General features: G+C 64.6%; 25 protein-coding genes. 6 read left to right on the top strand and 19 right to left on the bottom strand.

Annotation, left to right across the window (positions count from 1 at the left end; translation table 11 throughout):
• Positions 1-89: 89 nt before the first annotated feature.
• From AC1RMY_RS22860 to AC1RMY_RS22845, 4 genes are read left to right on the top strand one after another with little or no spacing between them, the layout of a single operon-like run.
• Entirely contained in the window at positions 90-368 is a 279-nt protein-coding gene (locus AC1RMY_RS22860; protein ID WP_492868459.1) for a metal-sensing transcriptional repressor, read from the top strand.
• 37 nt (positions 369-405) lie between these two features.
• On the top strand, positions 406-1,722 hold the full coding sequence (locus AC1RMY_RS22855; RefSeq protein ID WP_492868457.1) for an MFS transporter: 1,317 nt from the start codon (positions 406-408) through the stop codon (positions 1,720-1,722).
• Between the two features lie 2 nt (positions 1,723-1,724).
• Positions 1,725-2,297 carry a Crp/Fnr family transcriptional regulator gene (locus AC1RMY_RS22850; RefSeq protein WP_492868455.1) on the top strand — a complete coding sequence of 191 codons (573 nt, stop codon included), beginning with the start codon at positions 1,725-1,727 and terminating at the stop codon, positions 2,295-2,297.
• Between the two features lie 59 nt (positions 2,298-2,356).
• The gene (locus AC1RMY_RS22845) at positions 2,357-2,923 is read left to right on the top strand and encodes a Spy/CpxP family protein refolding chaperone (protein ID WP_492868453.1); all 567 of its coding nucleotides are present in this window, start codon (positions 2,357-2,359) and stop codon (positions 2,921-2,923) included.
• 81 nt (positions 2,924-3,004) lie between these two features.
• Here AC1RMY_RS22845 and AC1RMY_RS22840 read toward each other — a convergent pair whose 3' ends face one another.
• The 10 genes from AC1RMY_RS22840 to AC1RMY_RS22795 all read right to left on the bottom strand — a co-directional run bounded on the left by AC1RMY_RS22840 (position 3,005) and on the right by AC1RMY_RS22795 (position 9,552).
• Positions 3,005-3,529, bottom strand: coding sequence for a DsbA family protein (locus tag AC1RMY_RS22840; protein ID WP_492868451.1), 525 nt, complete (start codon positions 3,527-3,529; stop codon positions 3,005-3,007).
• 125 nt (positions 3,530-3,654) lie between these two features.
• On the bottom strand, positions 3,655-4,098 hold the full coding sequence (locus tag AC1RMY_RS22835) for a disulfide bond formation protein B (protein ID WP_492868449.1): 444 nt from the start codon (positions 4,096-4,098) through the stop codon (positions 3,655-3,657).
• A 16-nt stretch (positions 4,099-4,114) separates the two neighbouring features.
• Positions 4,115-4,852 (bottom strand): cytochrome c biogenesis CcdA family protein, encoded by a 738-nt coding sequence (locus tag AC1RMY_RS22830; protein WP_492868447.1) that lies wholly within the window; start codon positions 4,850-4,852, stop codon positions 4,115-4,117.
• Complete coding sequence (locus tag AC1RMY_RS22825) at positions 4,852-5,355, bottom strand: TlpA disulfide reductase family protein (protein ID WP_492868445.1); 504 nt, start codon at positions 5,353-5,355, stop codon at positions 4,852-4,854. The genes AC1RMY_RS22830 and AC1RMY_RS22825 overlap by 1 nt, the downstream gene beginning before the upstream one ends.
• A gap of 187 nt (positions 5,356-5,542) precedes the next feature.
• On the bottom strand, positions 5,543-5,980 hold the full coding sequence (locus AC1RMY_RS22820; protein ID WP_492868443.1) for a hypothetical protein: 438 nt from the start codon (positions 5,978-5,980) through the stop codon (positions 5,543-5,545).
• A gap of 46 nt (positions 5,981-6,026) precedes the next feature.
• A complete protein-coding gene (locus AC1RMY_RS22815) occupies positions 6,027-6,539 on the bottom strand; it encodes a TlpA disulfide reductase family protein (protein ID WP_492868441.1) in 513 nt (170 codons plus the stop codon).
• A 32-nt stretch (positions 6,540-6,571) separates the two neighbouring features.
• The gene (locus tag AC1RMY_RS22810; RefSeq protein ID WP_492868439.1) at positions 6,572-7,243 is read right to left on the bottom strand and encodes an SCO family protein; all 672 of its coding nucleotides are present in this window, start codon (positions 7,241-7,243) and stop codon (positions 6,572-6,574) included.
• Positions 7,200-7,694, bottom strand: a complete 495-nt coding sequence (locus AC1RMY_RS22805) for a copper chaperone PCu(A)C (RefSeq protein WP_492868437.1) — start codon at positions 7,692-7,694, stop codon at positions 7,200-7,202. Before AC1RMY_RS22805 ends, AC1RMY_RS22810 begins: the two co-directional genes overlap by 44 nt.
• A 49-nt stretch (positions 7,695-7,743) precedes the next feature.
• The gene (locus AC1RMY_RS22800) at positions 7,744-8,154 is read right to left on the bottom strand and encodes a hypothetical protein (protein WP_492868435.1); all 411 of its coding nucleotides are present in this window, start codon (positions 8,152-8,154) and stop codon (positions 7,744-7,746) included.
• Between the two features lie 57 nt (positions 8,155-8,211).
• Positions 8,212-9,552, bottom strand: a complete 1,341-nt coding sequence (locus AC1RMY_RS22795; RefSeq protein WP_492868433.1) for an Nramp family divalent metal transporter — start codon at positions 9,550-9,552, stop codon at positions 8,212-8,214.
• 113 nt (positions 9,553-9,665) lie between these two features.
• Here AC1RMY_RS22795 and AC1RMY_RS22790 point away from each other — a divergent pair, with 113 nt between their 5' ends.
• Positions 9,666-10,109, top strand: coding sequence for a Fur family transcriptional regulator (locus AC1RMY_RS22790; RefSeq protein WP_492868431.1), 444 nt, complete (start codon positions 9,666-9,668; stop codon positions 10,107-10,109).
• Positions 10,110-10,163: 54 nt separating this feature from the next.
• On the opposite strand, the gene AC1RMY_RS22785 is transcribed toward AC1RMY_RS22790, so the two are convergent.
• The 4 genes from AC1RMY_RS22785 to chrA form a co-directional block, all read right to left on the bottom strand.
• The gene (locus tag AC1RMY_RS22785; RefSeq protein WP_492868429.1) at positions 10,164-10,364 is read right to left on the bottom strand and encodes a hypothetical protein; all 201 of its coding nucleotides are present in this window, start codon (positions 10,362-10,364) and stop codon (positions 10,164-10,166) included.
• Between the two features lie 52 nt (positions 10,365-10,416).
• Entirely contained in the window at positions 10,417-11,475 is a 1,059-nt protein-coding gene (locus AC1RMY_RS22780; RefSeq protein ID WP_492868427.1) for a L,D-transpeptidase family protein, read from the bottom strand.
• Between the two features lie 83 nt (positions 11,476-11,558).
• Positions 11,559-11,804: a hypothetical protein gene (locus AC1RMY_RS22775; RefSeq protein ID WP_492868425.1), complete on the bottom strand. Its 246-nt coding sequence runs from the start codon at positions 11,802-11,804 to the stop codon at positions 11,559-11,561.
• A gap of 48 nt (positions 11,805-11,852) precedes the next feature.
• The gene (gene chrA, locus AC1RMY_RS22770) at positions 11,853-13,079 is read right to left on the bottom strand and encodes a chromate efflux transporter (RefSeq protein WP_492868527.1); all 1,227 of its coding nucleotides are present in this window, start codon (positions 13,077-13,079) and stop codon (positions 11,853-11,855) included.
• A 235-nt stretch (positions 13,080-13,314) separates the two neighbouring features.
• Between chrA and AC1RMY_RS22765 the strand changes: the two genes are divergently transcribed.
• Positions 13,315-13,950 carry a DsbA family protein gene (locus AC1RMY_RS22765; protein ID WP_492868423.1) on the top strand — a complete coding sequence of 212 codons (636 nt, stop codon included), beginning with the start codon at positions 13,315-13,317 and terminating at the stop codon, positions 13,948-13,950.
• A gap of 15 nt (positions 13,951-13,965) precedes the next feature.
• Here the strand turns inward: AC1RMY_RS22765 and AC1RMY_RS22760 are convergent, their stop codons facing one another.
• The 5 genes from AC1RMY_RS22760 to AC1RMY_RS22740 form a co-directional block, all read right to left on the bottom strand.
• A complete protein-coding gene (locus AC1RMY_RS22760; RefSeq protein WP_492868421.1) occupies positions 13,966-14,601 on the bottom strand; it encodes a transglutaminase-like cysteine peptidase in 636 nt (211 codons plus the stop codon).
• A 131-nt stretch (positions 14,602-14,732) separates the two neighbouring features.
• Positions 14,733-15,395: a hypothetical protein gene (locus tag AC1RMY_RS22755; RefSeq protein WP_492868419.1), complete on the bottom strand. Its 663-nt coding sequence runs from the start codon at positions 15,393-15,395 to the stop codon at positions 14,733-14,735.
• A 78-nt stretch (positions 15,396-15,473) separates the two neighbouring features.
• Positions 15,474-15,971: a signal peptidase II gene (lspA, locus tag AC1RMY_RS22750; RefSeq protein ID WP_492868417.1), complete on the bottom strand. Its 498-nt coding sequence runs from the start codon at positions 15,969-15,971 to the stop codon at positions 15,474-15,476.
• Positions 15,968-16,597 (bottom strand): methyltransferase family protein, encoded by a 630-nt coding sequence (locus AC1RMY_RS22745; protein ID WP_492868416.1) that lies wholly within the window; start codon positions 16,595-16,597, stop codon positions 15,968-15,970. Before AC1RMY_RS22745 ends, lspA begins: the two co-directional genes overlap by 4 nt.
• Before the next feature lie 14 nt (positions 16,598-16,611).
• Positions 16,612-18,984, bottom strand: a complete 2,373-nt coding sequence (locus AC1RMY_RS22740; RefSeq protein WP_492868414.1) for a heavy metal translocating P-type ATPase — start codon at positions 18,982-18,984, stop codon at positions 16,612-16,614.
• Between the last annotated feature and the right edge of the window lie 101 nt (positions 18,985-19,085).

The following is a 19,085-nucleotide window of genomic DNA, read 5'->3' as shown; positions in this document are numbered from 1 at the left end:
CTCATTCTTAACGAAAGTTTGACGGCAGCGTCCGAATCGTCAGGTGACCCCGCCGTTGACGTATCCTACCCGGGAGGATACGGAAAGTCATGCCCGTGCCCCACATCCATGTGTCCCATCCGGCCATCGTCAAGCGGCTGAAGCGCGCCGACGGGCATCTCCGCAAGGTCATCGAGATGATCGAGGCCGGCCGTCCCTGCCTAGAGATCGCCCAGCAATTGCAGGCGGTCGAGAGTGCGATCGGGCAGGCCAAGAAGACCTTGATCCAGGATCATCTCGACCACTGCCTGGACGAAGTCGTCGGGCCGTTGCCTCGCGAGCAGCGCGTGGCGGTCGATGCGTTCAAGGCCATCGCGAAATACCTTTAGCCGATCGTTGGGCCGATCGCTCAGGAACAGAACGTCCATGCTGGCCATCCTTTCCAACCGGACCTATCGCCACCTCTTCCTCGCGCAGATCATCGCCCTGGTCGGCACGGGCCTTGCCACGGTCGCGCTTGGCCTGCTGGCCTATGATCTGGCAGGCGCGGACGCCGGCATCGTCCTGGGCACGGCGCTGGCGATCAAGATGATCGCCTATGTCGGCGTGGCGCCGATCGCCTCGGCCTTCACCGACCGTCTGCCACGCCGGACGATGCTGGTGGGCCTGGATCTGGTGCGCGCGGCCGTGGCGCTGCTGCTGCCCTTCGTCTCGGAGATCTGGCAGGTCTACGTCCTGATCTTCGTGCTGCAGTCGGCCTCGGCGGCCTTCACACCGACCTTCCAGGCGACGATCCCCGATATCTTGCCCGACGAGAAGGATTATACTCAGGCGCTCTCGCTCTCGCGGCTGGCCTATGATCTGGAGAGTCTTCTGAGCCCGGCGCTCGCGGCTTTGCTGTTGACCGTGATCAGCTTCCACAACCTCTTCGCCGGCACTGTCGTCGGATTTCTCGCCTCGGCGGCGCTGGTCGCGTCGGTGATGCTGCCGAGCCCCAGGCCCGGCGAGCCGCGCGGCGTTTACGACCGCACGACGAAGGGGCTTCGGATCTATCTCGCGACGCCGCGCCTGCGCGGATTGCTGGCACTCAGCCTGGCCGTGTCGGCGGCCGGATCGATGGTCATCGTCAACACCGTAGTCCTGGTCCAGTCCAGCTATGGCCTGACGCAGCAGGCGACCGCACTGGCTTTGGCCCTGTTCGGAGCGGGTTCGATGACGGCCGCCTTCGCACTGCCGCGCCTGCTCGACCGGCTCGACGATCGTCGACTGATGCTGGCGGCCGGCGCAGCCCTTCCGGCCCTGCTCTTCTTGGGAACGCTCGTCTCGGGCTTCGCCGCCCTGCTGCCGCTCTGGTTCGCACTCGGCTTCGCCTACAGCCTGACCCAGACCCCGTCGGGCCGCCTGCTGCGCCGCTCTGCCCATGCCGAGGACAGGCCAGCCCTGTTCGCCGCGCAGTTCGCCCTCTCGCATGCCTGCTGGCTGATCACTTACCCGGCGGCCGGCTGGCTCGGCGCCAAGCTGGGTCTTCCCGCGACCTTCGCGGCTATGGCCGCCATCGCCGGACTGGCGCTGACGATCGCCGCGCGCGTCTGGCCGGCGGGCGATCCCGAAGAAATCGAGCATGAGCATCCCGCGCTCGCGTCCGATCATCCGCATCTGGCGGGCGCAGGCCGACGGCATCGGCACGCATTCGTGATCGACCGGGAGCACCCCGCCTGGCCCCATCTTGGTCGGGCGGGATAGGCGTGAGCCCGCTATCGGAGGTCGACCCGGTCATCCGACGCCTTTATGCGGGCGAGACGCTGTTTGCGGCTGGCGACGAGACGCGCGGCTTCTTCAGTGTGCGAAAGGGGCGCGTCAGGCTGGTGCGTTTCGGCAGTGAAGGCCGCGAGACCGCGCTGTTCACGGCCGGGCCGGGCGAACGCTTCGCCGAGGCCTCGCTTTTCGCCGAGCACTACCATTGTGACGCCATCGCCGTCAGCGATGCCGTCGTTGCGTGCCATTCGAAGACCGCCTGGCTCGCCCGACAGGGCGCCGATGCGCCAACGCGCCTCGGTCTGACGGCCGATCTCGCCCGGCAGGTGATGATGCTGCGCGCGCGCCTGACTCTGCGCGACATCCGCTCTGCGCGCGAGCGGGTGCTCGCCTTCCTGGTCGCGGAAGCCGGCGACGACGGACGCACGATCGTCGTCGATGGCTCATTGCGGGAGATTGCCAACGCGATCGGCCTATCCCCCGAGGCCTTGTACAGAACGCTGGCGCAGCTCGAAGCGGAGGGCGCGATCGAACGGGAGCCCGGCCACATCCTCCTGACATGATCCCGATCATGTCGATGCCTCCGTGTTCCCGGCATGGTCGGCGCGAAGGAGAACCGCCGATGACCCGCATCGCTTTCACAGCCGCACTCGTTCTGATCTTGGCGGCCTTCGCGCCGACCAGCATCGCATGGGCGCAAATGCCCGGTCCCTATGCCGGCGAGCAGAGCCGCGAGATCAAGGCGCTTTCGACCAAGGAGATCGACGATCTGGTGCAAGGTCGGGGCATGGGCCTGGCGAAGGCCGCCGAACTCAACCGCTTTCCCGGGCCGATGCACGGGCTTGAGCTAGCCGAGTCGCTGAAGCTCTCCGTCGAGCAGCGTCAGGCGCTAAAGACGATCATGGAGCGGATGAGTGCCGACGCGAAGGTCCTGGGCGCGGAGCTTCTGGGCCTCGAGCGCGAGCTAGATGCAGGCTTCGCCGCGCGCACGATCGACGCGCAGCGCCTCAGGGGGCTGACGGAGCGCATCGGCGTCAGGCAGGGAGCCCTGAGGGCGGTCCATCTCGCCGCTCATCTTGAGACCGCGGCCGTGATGTCCAAGGAGCAGATCGCCCAGTATGATCTCCTGCGCGGCTATGCCGGCGCCCGCACAGGCGCCGCCGTTCATGGATCTCATGGCAAGCATTGAGCGCGGCACAAGACCGCGGCTCACCGATCGCCATCACCGCAGGCAACCGTCCGCCCGTGGAACTCAGGGGGACGAACGGTTCTATTTGCGCGCCTTCTCGACTTCGCGCTTGACCAGTTCATAGAGTGGGCGCGGGCCGAACTCGGTGAGGGGTTGGCCGTTCACGAAAAAGGTCGGCGTTCGGCTCACCTCAAGCGCTTTCGCGTCAGCCCCATCCTTTTCCAGCGTCATCTGGAATTCCGGACGGGTTGCGTCACGTTTGCCCAATTCGATGTCAAGGCCGGCATCTCTTGCGCGTGTCCATGCCTTTTCGAGGTCGGGCTTGTCGTGATCCGCCCATTCCGGCTGGTACTCCAGCAGCGCCGCGAGGACGGGCTCGAACTTGCCCTGAAGCCGCGCCGCTTCGAGGATTTTGACGGCCTCGTCGGATCCCTCGTGAAACGCCGCGTACCGGATGACGAGCCGCGCGTCGTTGGGGAAGAGAGCCAGGATCTGCTTGAGCGGAGGATAGAAGGCGCGACAGGCCTCGCAGGACGGGTCGAAGAACTCGACGATCGTGACGGGGGCGTTCGCAGGGCCGATGATCGGCGAATGATCGCGGACCAATGCCTCTGCGCGCGAAGCCGCGATGGTGCGCGCCCGTTTGGCCTGCTCGTTCTGATGGAAGACGGTCGCGCCGGAAAAGATCGCGATGGCGAAGATGCCGGTGAGGACGACGATGGCACGGCGGTTCATGACGCGGCCCTTGTTCTGGAGCAGATGAGAGCGACGGCGATCGCGAGGAAGGCCGCAAGAGACAGGTAGGGCAACGGCATCATGCCCAGGACCGTCATGTCGGCACTGGCGCAGGAGGGGCCTTGCGAGCAGGGCTGGATGCCTTCGGGGATCAAGCCGGCGTAGAGGAGGCTGTGGAAGCCGGCGATCGCCATGCCGATGATGGCCAGGGGAAGCGCATAAAGCCACGCACCCGTGTCCCCCCGGAAGCTCGCTACTGCGAGCAGGACCGCGAGCGGGAACATGAAGGCGCGCTGATGCCAGCACAGGCTGCAGGGGGCCTGGCCGACGACCTCGCCGATGAAGAGAGCGCCGAGGGTTGCCGCGACCGCGACGATCCAGGCGATGAAGAGATAGAGCCAGCGGTCGTTTCCGCTGGCGGCGCTGTCGCTTCTGGTCATTTGGCAAGGATGCCTTTCATCCGATTTTCGCGAGGAAGGGGAGAGTTTCGAGAAGCCAGAAGGCGAGCGTCGAGAGCTGGCCCGACATCATGGCGAGGCCCATCACGATCATGGTGATGCCGGCGACGATCTGCAGAGCGCGTCCCGCGCCGCGCAGACGGCGCAGTCTCGCCGTCATGGCGTCGGCGAACAGTGCCGTCAGCAGGAAGGGGATTGCGAGACCGAGCGAATAAATGCTCAGCAGCGCGACGCCGGTCGAGGCTGATGGCGAGGTCGCGCTGACCGTCAGGATGGCTCCGAGAATGGGCCCTATGCAGGGCGTCCAGCCGAAGGCGAAGGCGAGGCCGAGCAGATAGGCGCCGGCCGGCCGACCACCGGCGATCGGCGCCTGAACCCGCAGCTCGCGCTCCAGCCAGGAAAAGCGCAGAAGCCCCGTCGTGAATACGCCGAAGATGAGGATGATCGCGCCTCCGAGAATGCCGGACTCGTAGCGATAAGCGAGAAGGACGTGGCTGAGTGCGCTGGCGCCTGCCCCGAGCAGGACGAAGACCGTCGAGAAGCCGAGTACGAACCAGATGCTCATCACGACGGAGTTCAATCGTGATGAGGCCCGCGAGACCGGACCGAGGGCCGTAGCCGAGCCTCCGGCGATATACGACACGTAACCCGGGACCAGCGGCAGGACGCAGGGCGACAAGAACGAGACCGCACCGGCCGCGAGCGCCGCCCAGATGCCGATATTGGCGATTTCCATCAGCGTTCCTGCCTTCCCGGGCGATCGGCGAGAAGCGCCGCAATCTCGTCCATCATGGGCTTCTGGTCCCATGCCTTGACGCCGAACCATCGCCCCCTTTCGAAGCCGTCGGGGCCGAACAGAATCGTGGTGGGCAGTCCCGAGATCGCCAGCCGACCAACAGACGCACCCGTCCGATCGAGGAAGACCGGCAGGTCCTTGACGTTTAACTGCTCCAGGAGCGGCTCGACGACTTCGGCGCCATCGCGGTCGACGGAGAGCGCGACCACGGCTGGAGGCCGTCCGCCCAAGTCACGATGGAGACGCGCCAGCGCCGGCAACTCCTCGCGACAGGACCAGCACCATGTCGCCCAGATGGTCAGAAGAACGGCCTGCCCGCGAAGGCTGCCGAGGTCGGAGGCACTGCCGTCAAGCCGTTGGGACACGAGCGCATCGACATTCGCTGAGTGCGGCGTCGTCTTGGCGACAACGACGTAGGCGACGGCTGCGGCCAGCGTCGCCAAGGCGAACGCCGACAGCGCTAGCTGTCTGACTCTGGGCGCTGGTCCGATCAATCTCGGGCCTCAAAAGCGAAAGGTCATAGAGCGCAGGCCCGTATCGGCTGCGTCCACGCTCACGGCCGGCGTCGGCGGATGTGGAATGGAGGACTTGCGCGCAAGGATGCCGCACGCCGCAAGGAAGGCTCGCCCTTCAGCTTCGGTGCGGTGGACCGGTGGCCTGCGGGGACCCCTGCGGACGGGACGAGAGCGATGCCTCCGCGACCAGGACGAAGATCGTCGTAGCCGGTTCGGCACGTTCGGCGATCAGAGAAACCGAGCCAAGGGGTGTCAGCGGCGCCAAGGCGACCGATTTTGCCCAGACGCAGCAGGTATTGATGCCCTCGACATGGGCCGTTCGGTCACGCTTCGAATCCGGTGCGGTGCCGCATATCTCGATGAGGGCGATCTCTCCCGCGTCGAACTTGACGGCAAGATGGGAGCTTCCGGCCAGCGCGCTTGCCATCAACTGGAACATCAGCACGAGGCCGCAGGCGGCGGCCAAAAGGCCGCGCCCCAAATCCCGTAATGTGCCAGTCGACGTCATGACCCGAGAATAGCCCAGGCGGTCGGGAGCGAGCAATCGCGACACGACGCCCTCGCGTTCTGTTGACCACCCCGGCGTGCGTTGACGCTGGTCATGGCGTCGTCGCCCGAGACTTGGCGATGTGCTCGTCGATTTCCGCCGCCGTCGCTGGTTGGTCCCACTCCCGCGCGCCCGTCCAACGCGCGATTTCGCGGCCCGACGGATCGACGAGCAAAGTCGTGGGCAGTCCGGTGATCTTCAGCGCCGACATGCTCCTGGCCTCGCGATCGAGATAGATCGCCAGGCGGGTAAGGCCTGTCCTCTGAAAGAACGGCTGCACGACCTCCAGCCCTTGGCGATCGATCGACAACGCCACCACCTCGAACCCGCTATCGCCCTTCAACGCCTGAAGTCGGTCAAGCGACGGCATTTCCTTCACGCAGGGTGGACACCAGGTCGCCCAGACGTTGAGCAGGACGAAGCGGCCACGAAAAGTCTCACCTGACAGCCGAAGTCCGTCAGCGGTCTCGATCGTCAGCCCGGCCAGGGTCGGCGCTGCCGGCTGGCCTCGTCGCGTGGCGATGAGAATGCCTGACGCCGCGCCTATCAGGATCGCCGCCAACATCGCGGCGATGACAAGCCGGCGGCGACCGGAGCTCATCGGAGCACCATCCGGACCTTCTCCAGAGCGGAGGCCTCCTCCTCGTGGTAGTCGATCATCGTCCGGAGGCTGCCATCGGCCTTCATCAGATAGACCGAGGCCGAATGGTCCATGGTGTAGCCGTTCTCGGTCGAGATCTTCTTCGCATAGGCCTTGTAGGCGGCAAGGGCGGCATCGACCTGCACGCGAGAGCCGGTCAAGCCGACCACCCGCGGATCGAAGGACTGGAGGTAAAGCGCGAGCTGTTCCGGCGTATCGCGCTCGGGATCGACCGTGATCAAGAGGATCTGCAGGCGGTCGGCTTCGGCGCCGATCTGCCTTGTCAGGTTGGTCAGTTGCAACAGGGTGGTCGGGCAGACCTCGGGGCAGTGCGTGAAGCCGAAGAACACCGCCATCGGCTTGCCGCGAAAATCGCCGTCGGTGACCGTCCTGCCCGTCTGGTCAACAAGCGTGAACGGCCCACCGATCGCAGGCACGCCTTGCATGGCCGCGCGATCTGACGCCGGCCGGCCTGGGCCATCAACCTGCCACCACCCAAGCGTGAGAGCAGCGCCGATGAGGACGAAGAGAACGACTCCGGCCCAGGCGCCGTAGCGGATCCATTTGAGGGCGGACATGGCGCGCCTAATGGCCGGAGTGGCCGGCAGGCGCCGGCTGAGGCGCGCCAACGCCCTGGACTTGGAATTCGACGGCCACAGACCCTGCTCGCTCGAACACCAGCGTCGCCTTGATCTTGTCACCCTGCTTCAACGGGCTCTTCAGGTCGACGAGCATCATGTGCAGGCCGCTCGGCTTGAATTCTACCTTTTCACCCGCAGGGACAACGATACCGTCCGCCTTCTCACGCATCCGCATGATGCCGTCGCTGAGACTGCCCTCATGGATTTCAACGCGGGCCGCCGCTTCGGTCGAACCTCCGACCAGCCGGTCGGGCGTCGAGCCGGTATTCTCGATGCTGAGATAGCCTCCGCCGACTTTCGCTGCCGGCGGCGTCGCCCTGGTCCAAGGATGGCCGATCTTTAACGGGCCTACGGCATAGTCGTGCGCGCGGGCTGGAATAGCAGCGTAGGCGGCAAGGGACAGAGCGACGCCGAGGGCGCCGGTTATGAATCGCGTCATGGATTGATCCTCGAAAACGTAACGGTGCCGGCTCGGGCCGGCGCTCGGGTCACGCTGCGAGGTCGGGTGGCGCTCGGGAACCCTGTGTCGTGGCGACGCGGAACAGGATCGCGGGCTGGTTCACCTGCCCGAACTCGACGGTACAGCTTGTCCGAGCACGATAAGCAAAGGGTACGGCCGCGGCGCTGGGCGGATCCACTGGGTCAAGTGCGGCAGCTGCGCCCCAGGTGCAACAGGACGACTGCGCCGCGCCGTGGTGACCATTGTCGTCCGGGACTGCCTCGCCCGGTACCAGCGCGCCCGAACACAGAGTGCGCGCGATGCCCGTCGCGTCAATGGCGCGGGCGATCTGCGCGCTGGCGGCGGCGTTGGCGAACAGCCCCTGCAGAATCAGGACATAGGCGAACGTCAGCGCAAGCAGCGCCCGTGTGATGAGGGTTCTGGGTGAGCGATCAACCACGCCGCTGGCATAGCGAGGGCTGGCAGTCCTCGCAATGCGACATTGCGTGCCGTCCGATCAGCCTGTGGCCAGGTCGAAGAGGAGCTTGATGTTCAGCACGATGATGATTGCCGCGATCAGGGTGGCGACGGCGGTCAGCCATCTCGGTGCGACCATCCCGCCCATCTTGCTCCTGGATGCCGTGAACATGACCAGCGGCACGATCGCGAAGGGAAGCTGGAGACCCAGGATGACCTGGCTCAGGATCAGGAGCTTGCCGGTCTCGCCCGCCCCGTACAGCCATGTCACCAGGATGGCCGGTATGATCGCGACGAGGCGGGTGACGAGGCGACGCACCCAGGCCGGCAGCTTGATGTCGAGGAAGCCCTCCATGACGATCTGGCCCGCCATCGTCGCCGTGACCGTCGAGTTCAGGCCGCAGCAGAGCAGCGCGATCGCGAACAGGGTCGGCGCGATAGAGAGTCCCAGAAGCGGCGCGAGCAGCTCATGGGCACGCCCAAGCTCGGAGACCTCGGTCTGGCCTGTCTTGTGGAAGGTCGCCGCCGCCAGGATCAGGATCGATGCATTGACCAGGAGCGCGAACATCAAAGCGACGGTGGAGTCCACGGTCGCCCATTTTAGAGCGTCGCGCTTTTCCGGCAGTGTTGTTCCGTAGGCCCGCGTCTGGACGATGCCCGAATGCAGGTAGAGGTTATGGGGCATCACGGTCGCGCCGATGATGCCGAGCGCGAGGTACAGCATCTGCGGGTTGGTGACGATCTGGGTCGTCGGCGCGAAGCCGCGCACGACCTGTCCCCAGTCGGGATCCGCCAGAGCGATCTGGACACCGAAGCAGATTGCGATCACGCCGAGAAGCGTGATGATGAAGGCTTCGATCCAGCGGAAGCCCTTGTTCTGGAGCCAGAGGATCACGAAGACATCGAGTGCCGTGACGACGACGCCGATTTCGAGCGGCATGCCGAAGAGCAGGTTGAGCGCGATCGCGGTGCCGATGACTTCGGCCAGGTCCGTGGCGCAGATCGCGAGTTCTGCCAATAGCCAGAGCGGCCAGGCGACGGCCCGGGGATACGCATCACGACAGGCCTGAGCCAGGTCTCGTCCCGTGGCCACGGCGAGCCTGGCGCACAGCGCCTGGAGGATGATCGCCATGATGTTGGAGACGAGGGCGACGACGAGCAGCGTGTAGCCGAACTGCGCCCCACCGGCGAGCGATGTCGCCCAGTTGCCGGGGTCCATATAGCCGACGGCGACCAGGTAGCCTGGACCGAAGAACGCGAGAAACTTGCGCCAGGACGTAGCGCCAGGCTTGACCTCGATGCTGCGGAAGACGTCTAGCAGGGATGGCTCGCCGCGCGACTTTCGCCAGCCACTCTCGGCGGCCCTGATCCCTTCGAGCATCTCACGTTCCGTCACTTGCAACTGGTTTGCAAAAACAAGTTTCGGATGGGGGCGCCATTTTGTCAATGCATTTGCGAACCATTAGCATTATTATGCTGTCACGGAGGAAGCGGATGTCGTCAGCAGCAGACTCACTGATCGAACATTGCCGCGAGGCAGGGCAGCGCATCACAGGTCCGCGCCGGATCATTGCCGACGTGATCGCCAGGGCTGACGACCATCCTGATGTTCCGGAGATCCATCGGCGCGTCGCCGCCATCGATCCGGGGATCTCGCTGTCGACCGTCTACAGAACGCTCAAGGTTTTTACCGCCAAAGGCCTCGTCGAACGTCACAGCTTCGCCGGTGGGCGCGCGCAGATCGAACCGGCGTCGAGTGTCCATCACGACCACCTGATCGACATCGAGACCGGCGCCGTCGTGGAATTCAGGTCCGACGAGATCGAAAGGCTGCAGGCTGCCGTTGCGCGGGAACTGGGCTTCGAGCTCACAGGGCATCGTCTCGTGCTCTACGGGCGGACGATCAGGAAAAAGCCGCGCCGGGGTAGGAGGCCGTAGGCCGCCTGCTTAAGAGCCCTCAGGTGTCAGATCGCGGACGCCTTTATCCGAGGGTCAGAGTTTACGGCTGGAGCCACCGACTTCTCGCGACACATGAGAGAAGCTGAGCGCGAAGGCGAATGCCACGAACGCCGACAACATGACGAGCACGATCAGGTTGCGGCGTCTTGTTCCCCTGTCGCGGGCAAGCAAAGGCCGATCGGAGCTGCTCGATAGCTGCAGGTTGGGTCGTTGGTTCATCGTGACGGAATCCATCTCGGGTATGACATCGTTGCCTCGCGCGTACGCGTGGCTCGAAAAGCCCGCCTTAGCGTTTGGCGAGCGACCCGGTTGTGTCCGCCCGCCCGAGGCCATCATCACCCTCGAAGGGGTCTGCCAAGGCTGCTTCGGGCCGACTGATTTCGACCTTGCCGGCGACCATCGGCTGCATCCGCTCGGGACCGAGATTCTTCAGCATCGCGCGGAAGCTCTTGTGCATGCCGCCATCGAGGTGGGCGTAGCTCATCGCCGCCGCGCCCGATCCGACGAGCTCCGCGAAGCGCGCCTGATCGCGCTCCTGCTTCTGAGAGACGAGCGGCTGCACCTCAGGGTCGATCTCGTACGGCGGGCAAGCTGCGCCCGGAACCAGGGGGCTTGAGCCGTCTCGGGCGTTGAAGACGTAGCGCCGTCCGCATGCGGCGAGCCTGGGCGGCTGCTTGGTCGCATCGAAGTGGTCCACGCCTTCCTTCAGATTCTGCCAGAAGGCGAAATTCGGGTTGTTGCGGTGACGCGCCATGTTTTCGGGCGTCATCCGGAACGGCAGAGCCTGCACCTGAAAGCTGCGCTGCCCCCCGGCAAAGGCCTCGCGCGCCAAGCCGTAGATCTCCGTGACGCCCTCGTCGGTCATGGCGAAGCAGCCGGCAGAGGTGCAGGCGCCATGGACCATCAGCGCCGAGCCGGAGTATCCCTGCGACCGCTCCAGCGGGTTGGGATAGCCGAGATTGAAGGACAGGTAGAACTGCGAGCGCGGATTCATCAGGTCGGCTGTCACCGTGTAGAAGCCTTCGGGCGCCTGTCTGTCGCCCTCGCGCTTCTTCGGGCCGAGCTGGCCTGACCACCTGCACATCGGATAGGTCTTCAGCAGCGCGTAATGCCCGCTCCGGTCGCGCTTCCAGACCTCGAGTTCGCTCTCCTTCTTGAAAATGCGCACGAGGATCGGATCGCTCTGGCTCATCCCCTTGGCGGACATCTGAGAGACCAGCCTGGCCGGAAGTGGCTGAAGATGGCGATCGTCGCCCTCCGCCACGATGCAGCCGGATAGCGCGAACGCCCCGAGCACGAGCGCGAGGGAAAGGCGCAGGATCGAGAAGAGAGCATGAAAGGGCATACGAGAACTTTTGCGGGAATGAGGCTGATGGAGCGTGAACGAGGGTGGTTAACGGGTCTCTACAACCTCATGCCACCTGAGCTTCAAGCAGGAATTTTCGGATTTCCATCAGCACTCGCGCACCGACTCAGCCAGCGACGTAGCGCTACGATCGACCAGATCGCCTCGACGACGCCGAAGGGCCACGCGCCCTGCAGGAAGCCGTAGAGGGAACCCAGCGCGCAGGCGATGGCGAAGCCGAGGACAAACCAGCGGCTACGCTCCTCGCAGGCGTAGGTTACGAGCATGAGCGTCACTGCGACGAGGCCGAAAAGCGTGAGGGCGTCCATCAGGACGCTATAGCGGCTGCCGCGAGGCCCGGCGAGCAGGCCAGCGTCTCAAATCAGTCTGAGCCCCATCCCGGCGGCCGCTAGCAGCACAACGACGATCCATGGCGCGACCGACCAGACGGTCAGTAGTAGGAAGCCTGCGAGCGCCACCGCGAAATCCTGCGAGGTCAGGACCGCGCCTGTCCAGACCGGATTGTAGAGCGCCGCCGCCAAGATGCCGACGACCGCCGCGTTGGTGCCTCGCATCGCCGCCTGCGCTGTAGGCAGCCTCCGCAAAGTGTCCCAGAACGGGAGCATGCCGTAGACCAGCAGCAAGCCCGGCAGGAAGACGGCGACGAGTGCGATCGTTGCGCCGGACAGACCGCTGGGCGGCGGCCCCATTATCGCTCCGAGATAGGCCGCGAACGTAAAGAGTGGGCCCGGCACCGCCTGGGCCATGCCGTACCCAGCCAGAAACGCGTCCTTGTCGACCCAACCCGTTGCTACGACTTCGGACTGGAGGAGTGGCAGCACGACATGCCCCCCTCCGAAGACGAGCGCGCCGGAGCGGTAAAACGCGTCGAACAACGCCAGTCCCTGTTGGCCGGTGATTGTCGAGAGCACTGACGGCAGCGCGAACAGGGCGGCGAATAGTCCAAGCGCCACCATGCCACCACGTCGCGACACGGGGAAGTGGAGTTGGCCGGTCATGCGGGGGGCCTTGCCGCGGCAGAGCAAGAGGCCGGCTAACGCGCCTAGTAAGATCGCTCCAATCTGGCCTTGTGAACCGCCGATAAAAGCTTCGATCGTGATGGCTGCCAACGCGATCGCAGCGCGGGGGCGATCCGGCGTCAGATTCTTCGCCATCCCCCATATCGCTTGGGCGACGATTGCGACCGCGACCAGTTTCAGTCCGTGCAGGAAGCCCAGCGCGGCCGGTCCCGTGAAGACCCAGGCGCTCAGTGCGAAGGCAATCAGGATCAGCGCCGACGGCAGGGTGAAGCCAATCCAGGCTGCGAGCCCACCCCACAGGCCGCCGGCGCGCAGCACGCCGAGGGAGAATCCGACCTGGCTCGAAGCGGGGCCGGGCAGGAACTGACAGAGGGCTACGAGATCGGCATAGCCGGTCTCGTCGATCCAGCGACGCCTAGTGACCAACTCATCGCGATAGTAGCCGAGATGGGCGATTGGGCCACCGAACGAGGTCAGGCCGAGCTTCAAAAAGACCTTGAATACCTCCGAGACGGAACCGCTCTTGGTAGGGGCGTCAACTTCGGCATCAACGCGATCGGTCATGGCGAACCTTAAGGCTGAGATATGGGATGCAGGTGTCAGTTGACAGGCGGCTCTCAGTTGCTCCGATGCATGAGGCAGCAAGACTTTAGTGATATCTATGACGGACGGTTGACACGAAGAGTGCGTGTCGCAATCGCGCGCCGTGCCCGTCAACATGTAACTGTCATGGGCAGGAAAAAAGCGCTTGAACCTAAAGTGGCTTCAGGTGCGATCAGCGCGATCGAGGGAGGATTCCATGATCGCACGCCGCTCGCTGCTTCATCTGTCTAGTGGATTCATTGCCGCCATTTTGGCCGGACGCTCGGCTGCCGCCCAAACTATACCCGTAACCAAGCTGATGGAGCCCGGCCCACTGCCGGAGAAAACCTTCGGGTCTCCAACGGCGCCCGTGACTGTGATCGAGTACGCCTCGCTCACCTGTCACCACTGTATGAATTTCCACACCAAGACCTGGCCGGCCTTCAAGACCAAGTATGTCGACACGGGCAAGGTCTGCTTCATCGCGCGCGAATTCCCGCTCGACCCGCTATCGGCCGCGGGCTTCATGCTGGCGCGCTGTGCCGACGAGGACAAGTGGTACGCCGTCGTCGATATGCTCTACAGAACGCAGGAAGGCTGGGCGCATTCGCAGAAGCCGCTCGACGCCCTCACCCAGACGATGAAACAGGCGGGTTTCAGCCAGGAGAGGGTTGAGGCCTGCCTTCAGCGCGAGGACCTGTTCCAGGGCGTCAAGAAGACCCAGGAGCGTGCCTCCAAGGAGTTCGGCGTCAACTCGACGCCCACCTTTTTCATCAACGGCGAAAAGAAGACCGGAGCCTTGACGATCGAGGAGTTCGACAGGGTACTCGCTCCCCTCCTTGCCGCGCGCTGATCGCGCCCGGCGCTCCTAGCGAGACGCCTTCAGCGCAGCCGTCACGACATCGGGGCGGCCGAGAAAGCGACCGAGATCCTGCCAGACGTTCTGGTTCTCCGGCGATTGCCGTCGGATGAAGGTCAAGCCGGACTTGGACCACGGCAGAACCTTGTCGGTCTGATTGTCCAGGACAAACTCGCCGCGATCGGTAACGACGGTGAGAACGGCGTGGCCGCCGCCTTCCTTGTCGATCACGACCGTGATCAAGAGGGCGGAGATCGGCCAGCCGCGGCGGACCAGCTCGCGGCGCTTCTCCAGGACATAGTCCTCGCAGTCGCCCTTGCCGGTCGTCGCGTAGCTCCAGTTCTCGACGACGCCGAACTGGTCCTGGTCAGTGATGGGTTCGATGGCCCGGTTGAACTTGAGGTTGACGGTCAGGAGTTCACTCCAGGCCTTGTCGTCGAGACGCATGACCGTTGCAGCGGAGCGCGGGGTCCGACAGTCGCCCGGATTGTCGGCGCAGAACTGCGACCAGCCGATCGGCGTCCGTGAGGGTTCCCCGGCGTGCAAATGAGCGAGGTCGGTTGTGCCCGATGCCGAGACCGGGGTGCTCAAGACCCCGGTGGCCAATCCCAGAACAAAAGTGGTGACGACGCCCAGCCGTTTCATGACGCTCTCCTTGTCGAGAGCATTGCTAGGCTAGGTGCGTTGAATACGCGCGAAATCGCGCCACCAAATTGTCTGCCTAAGATTCAGATTTCATTGACGTTTCGCGTCGGGCTATCGACCCAAGGAAGTCTTCAATCTCGAATCAAGCTAGCGGGCGCATCCATTTCAGGAGCTTTTTTCGAGTTCATGGTGCGCATGGTGTTGATGAAATCGGCCGGATAGAGAAGATTGTTACTAGGGGCATCCAAACCCATGTAATTAGCAATCTCTCCAATCCAGGTATTACAATTGTACAGAACTGCATGCCACATCGTGGATGTGTTTTGCTTCTTTCTAATGTGAGCAGCGTATCGGCGATACGTCTGCTCGTTCAGCACGACACGAAATCGTGCAGAGATGTATTGATCCTCCGTATCGCCATCACTGGCACCCGTTTCAGCCGGCACGAACATGACATGCCCGAGAGACCACAACTGCGGTCCATCACCAGCGGGGTGCAAGCCGGCAACCTGCTCACTCGTGACCTGACCGACTTCGCCGTTCGCGTTCAGGCGACCATGAACGAGGAACGTGTGCCCATAACTCAAGGCATAGCGTGCTCGGAACTCGATGAAGTACTGTTTACCGACCCGTTCTTGTTGCCGGACAGATGGCTTGCTACCCTGGCGGGCCTGCTTGACGACCTGCTGCGCGGGCTGTTCGGCAAGCGCGGGCGCCGGTCCTAGAAGCAGGATGGCCCCGATCGCGGAAGCACTTAAGACGCAGATGCTCGCCAGATCGCCAAATCTAAGCACGGCACAAACTCCGCTTCAGGATCCAGACATACGAACAGTTCTAACGTATCTTTAGGCCGCCGGTCCGCCAATCCCGCTTCAAGCGTTTAAATCAACGGATTGTCTCGGCTGCGGCCGCAAGCTGGCCCAGAGGATAAGCCCAACGCCTGCCGAGATGGCGATGTCGGCGCCGTTGAAGGTTGGCCAGTGCCACCCGGTCCAGTGCAGGTCGATAAAGTCCGTGACAGCGCCTTGGCGCCAGCGGTCCTGTGCGTTGCCAAGCGCGCCGCCCGCGATCAGGCCGAGCCCGACCCGCTCAGATCTCAGCGAAGACCGCGACGCCCAGATCAGGAGCGCGAGTGCGACCACGAGCTTGAAGGCAGCCAGCAGGTCCGGCCACGCCTCCAGCGTATCCCGGAACAGGCCGAAGCTGACGCCATAGTTGAAGCCGAGGCGAAGATTCAGGAACGGAGCGATCTCGATCACGCGCGACGGCGCCATGACATAGGTCAGGATGACCCATTTCGAGACTTGGTCCAGCGCTGCAGCAGCAAGCGCCCAGGCCAGGGCTTCTCCCAATCGCTTCTGGATGGTCATGCCAACGGGCTCTCCGGGATGCTGCGGGTGCCAAACCAGCGCCGAACGCGCATTTTATAATCACGGTAGGGCTGACCGAGGGTCGCATCGAGCACGCGCTCCTCGATGCGCACCTGGAGGACAATGGCGACGAGCAGCGCGAGAGTCAGCGCGGCCTGAATCAGGCTGGGCAGGACAATGAACAGCCCGACGAAGAGCATGGCCTGCCCGACGAAGACCGGGTTGCGCGAGAACGCAAACGGCCCGGTATCGACGATCGGCCCGAGTTCGCCGTCGGCCGCGCCGATGCGCCAGGACACGCCCATCTGGCGCTGGGACAGGATCGCGAGGCAGGCGCCAACCACAACGAAAAGATGACCGAGGGCATCGAGCCAATGGCCGTCCAGGGCGCTCGAGAGCGGGTCCGCCTGGATCGGATTGCCGGCCAATGACAGCGCGAGTGGCCAGATCACCGCTCCGGCGAAGGCGAGGCGGAACAGCGTTGCAGGCAGCGCCTGCCGCTCGCGCCCCTTGTCGAAGAGCCAGATCGGCCGTCCCGCTTCCCTGGCGAGAATGGCTGACAGGGCCAGGAAACTGATGACGTAGACCACAGTCATCAGGTAACTCGCGATCTCCATGCCCGACATGGCGCGCTGCTCTGCTAGGCCGCGCGGCCGGCGTTGAAGCGAAGCAGCCGCAGCGCGTTGGCTGTCACGATGACGGTCGCGCCGGTGTCGGCCAGAATCGCGACCCAGAGCCCGGTGTAACCGAACACCGTGGTCACCAGGAACACCGCCTTGAGCCCGAGCGCGATGGCGATGTTGACCCGGATGTTGCTCATGGTCGCCCGAGCCAACCGGATCATCGCGGCAACGTCCCGGACGCGGCTCTTCAGGATGGCCGCATCGGCGGTCTCCAGCGCGACGTCGGTGCCCGAGCCCATCGCCACGCCGATGCTAGCGGCTGCGAGCGCCGGCGCATCGTTGATGCCGTCACCCACCATCATGACGGAGGCATCGGCAGAGAGCGCCTTGATCGCCGCGACCTTGTCGTCGGGCATCAGTTCGGCCTTGTGCTCCATGCCGAGAGAGCCGGCTATGGCTGCGCCGGTGCGCACGTTGTCGCCGGTCAGCATGAGTGACCGGATGCCGAGCGCCTTCAGTTCGGCGATGCCGGCGGCGGCGTCCTCTCGCGGCTCGTCGCGCATTGCGATCAGCCCGGCCAACGTACCGTCGGCGATGACCGCTGCGACCGTCTTCCCGGCGCTCTCCAACTGCTTGATCGCGGCCTTGGCCTGATCATCGAAGGTGGCCCGAGAGATGGCATGCCGAGGGGCGCCGACGAAGATCGGCACGCCGTTCAGCGTGCCGGTGACGCCCTGACCTGCAATGGCCTTGGCGTCGCCCGCATTGCGGACGGGGATCATATGCGCCTTGGCGCGCTCGATGATCGCCAGCGCCAGCGGATGGCTCGAACCGGTCTCGACGGACGCTGCAAGTTCGACGACATCGCGTGCGGCACGACCCAGCGACACGATTTCGGTGACGCGCGGACGCCCTTGCGTCAGCGTTCCCGTCTTGTCGAAGGCGACGAGGCCGGTCTTCGCGGCGGCTTCGATGACGACGCCGCCCTTCATCAGCAAGCCCTGGCGGGCGCCCGTCGAAAGCGACGCAGCGATCGCGGCCGGCACCGAGATGACCAGCGCGCAGGGACAGCCGATCAGCAGCAGCGCGAGGGCACGATAGGTCCAGACCATCCACTCGCCACCGAGCATCAGCGGCGGGACGAGCGCGACCAGCACGGCCAAGCCGACGACGGCCGGCATGTAGATACGCGAGAAGCGATCGATGAAGCGCTCGGTCGGCGCGCGCGCCTCCTGCGCTTCCTCGACCAGCCTGATAATGCGCGCGATCGTGTTATCTTCAGCTGCCTTCGTGACACGCACACGCAGCGCCGCCTCACTGTTGACGGAGCCGGCAAAGACCGGATCGCCGACGCCCTTAGTCTTCGGCACCGACTCGCCGGTGACGGGACTCTCGTCGATTCCGGAGATGCCATCCGTGATCTCGCCGTCGGCGGGAATGCGATCGCCGGGGCGCACCAGCACGGTCTGGCCAATCGACAGGGCGGCGGCATCGATCGTGCGCGGCGTGCCGTTCTCCTCGATGATCGCCGTCTTTGGGACGAGATCGCCGAGCGCGCGGATGGAGGCCCGCGCCCGGTCGGCGGCCACGCCCTCGAGCACCTCGCCGACGGCGAAGAGGAAGACAACCAGCGCCGCCTCCTCGGCTGCTCCGATGAAAAGCGCGCCCGTGGCGGCGATCGTCATCAGCATCTCGATGGTGAAGGGCATTCCGGCCCGGACCGCGGCGTAAGCCTTGCGCGCCACCGGGATGATGCCGATCAGGCAAGCGAGGATGAAGGCCCAGTGAGCGGCGGCCGGCCAGACGAGGCTCGAAGCCCAGGCTGCAGCAAGGCAGATGCCGGTAGTCAACACCAGCCTACCCTTGCCGGTCTGATACCACGACACGCCGTCGGGCGTCGTTTCATGGACGTGGCCGGGTACGCCATGGCCGGCGTCGGCGCCTTGTTCGCGGTTTATGACACCGGGGAGTGCAGCATCATGGCTGCCGTGGTCGTGAGCGTCACGCCCGGCATCGGCCGAGGACGTGTTGTTGTCGTCGTGAGCTTGCCCCTTGCCTCCGGGGTGACGTGCATGACCGCCGTGATCATGTCCGCAGCAACCGCAGCTTTCATCCGTTGTCTCGGCAGGCTTCCGGAGGGGGGCAGCCTTCGGGACGATAGGCGTCGTGCTGTAGCCCATACTGGAGACCCGCTTCTCGATCGCATCACGGGTGGTCTGGTTCTCGTCGAGCGCCAGCGTCATCGTCTCGCTCATCACCGACAGCTTGACGTCGCTGACGCCCGGCAGGCGCTCGACGGCGCCGCGGATGGTCGCCGCGCAATTCGCGCAGTCCATCCCGCCGACCTTCCAGCTCAGGGTCGTGGGCTCGGCTTCAGAGGTCATTTTCATGGTCTTTCCGCTTGCGGGCGCTTCCAGACCGCCTAGATGCGATCTCTAGCCACTTCAGGTTCAAGAGGGAAAATGATGATGGGCGCGAAAAACCTCGAGCG

The sequence above is a fragment of the Allobosea sp. GW822-FHT03F07 genome (assembly GCF_058801345.1).
Note: the sequence above shows the minus strand (reverse complement) of the source record. Positions and strands in the feature narration are given on the sequence as shown.

Bases quoted from the DNA above. Each gene is read 5' to 3' on its own strand.
- AC1RMY_RS22860 (WP_492868459.1), top strand. From the start codon at position 90: ATGCCCGTGCCCCACATCCATGTGTCCCATCCGGCCATCGTCAAGCGG.
- AC1RMY_RS22855 (WP_492868457.1), top strand. From the start codon at position 406: ATGCTGGCCATCCTTTCCAACCGGACCTATCGCCACCTCTTCCTCGCG.
- AC1RMY_RS22845 (WP_492868453.1), top strand. From the start codon at position 2,357: ATGACCCGCATCGCTTTCACAGCCGCACTCGTTCTGATCTTGGCGGCC.
- AC1RMY_RS22835 (WP_492868449.1), bottom strand. From the start codon at position 4,098: ATGACCAGAAGCGACAGCGCCGCCAGCGGAAACGACCGCTGGCTCTAT.
- AC1RMY_RS22830 (WP_492868447.1), bottom strand. From the start codon at position 4,852: ATGGAAATCGCCAATATCGGCATCTGGGCGGCGCTCGCGGCCGGTGCG.
- AC1RMY_RS22815 (WP_492868441.1), bottom strand. From the start codon at position 6,539: ATGTTGGCGGCGATCCTGATAGGCGCGGCGTCAGGCATTCTCATCGCC.
- AC1RMY_RS22805 (WP_492868437.1), bottom strand. From the start codon at position 7,694: ATGACGCGATTCATAACCGGCGCCCTCGGCGTCGCTCTGTCCCTTGCC.
- AC1RMY_RS22795 (WP_492868433.1), bottom strand. From the start codon at position 9,552: ATGCTCGAAGGGATCAGGGCCGCCGAGAGTGGCTGGCGAAAGTCGCGC.
- AC1RMY_RS22790 (WP_492868431.1), top strand. From the start codon at position 9,666: ATGTCGTCAGCAGCAGACTCACTGATCGAACATTGCCGCGAGGCAGGG.
- AC1RMY_RS22785 (WP_492868429.1), bottom strand. From the start codon at position 10,364: ATGGATTCCGTCACGATGAACCAACGACCCAACCTGCAGCTATCGAGC.
- AC1RMY_RS22780 (WP_492868427.1), bottom strand. From the start codon at position 11,475: ATGCCCTTTCATGCTCTCTTCTCGATCCTGCGCCTTTCCCTCGCGCTC.
- AC1RMY_RS22775 (WP_492868425.1), bottom strand. From the start codon at position 11,804: ATGGACGCCCTCACGCTTTTCGGCCTCGTCGCAGTGACGCTCATGCTC.
- chrA (WP_492868527.1), bottom strand. From the start codon at position 13,079: ATGACCGATCGCGTTGATGCCGAAGTTGACGCCCCTACCAAGAGCGGT.
- AC1RMY_RS22765 (WP_492868423.1), top strand. From the start codon at position 13,315: ATGATCGCACGCCGCTCGCTGCTTCATCTGTCTAGTGGATTCATTGCC.
- AC1RMY_RS22760 (WP_492868421.1), bottom strand. From the start codon at position 14,601: ATGAAACGGCTGGGCGTCGTCACCACTTTTGTTCTGGGATTGGCCACC.
- lspA (WP_492868417.1), bottom strand. From the start codon at position 15,971: ATGACCATCCAGAAGCGATTGGGAGAAGCCCTGGCCTGGGCGCTTGCT.
- AC1RMY_RS22745 (WP_492868416.1), bottom strand. From the start codon at position 16,597: ATGTCGGGCATGGAGATCGCGAGTTACCTGATGACTGTGGTCTACGTC.
- AC1RMY_RS22740 (WP_492868414.1), bottom strand. From the start codon at position 18,984: ATGAAAATGACCTCTGAAGCCGAGCCCACGACCCTGAGCTGGAAGGTC.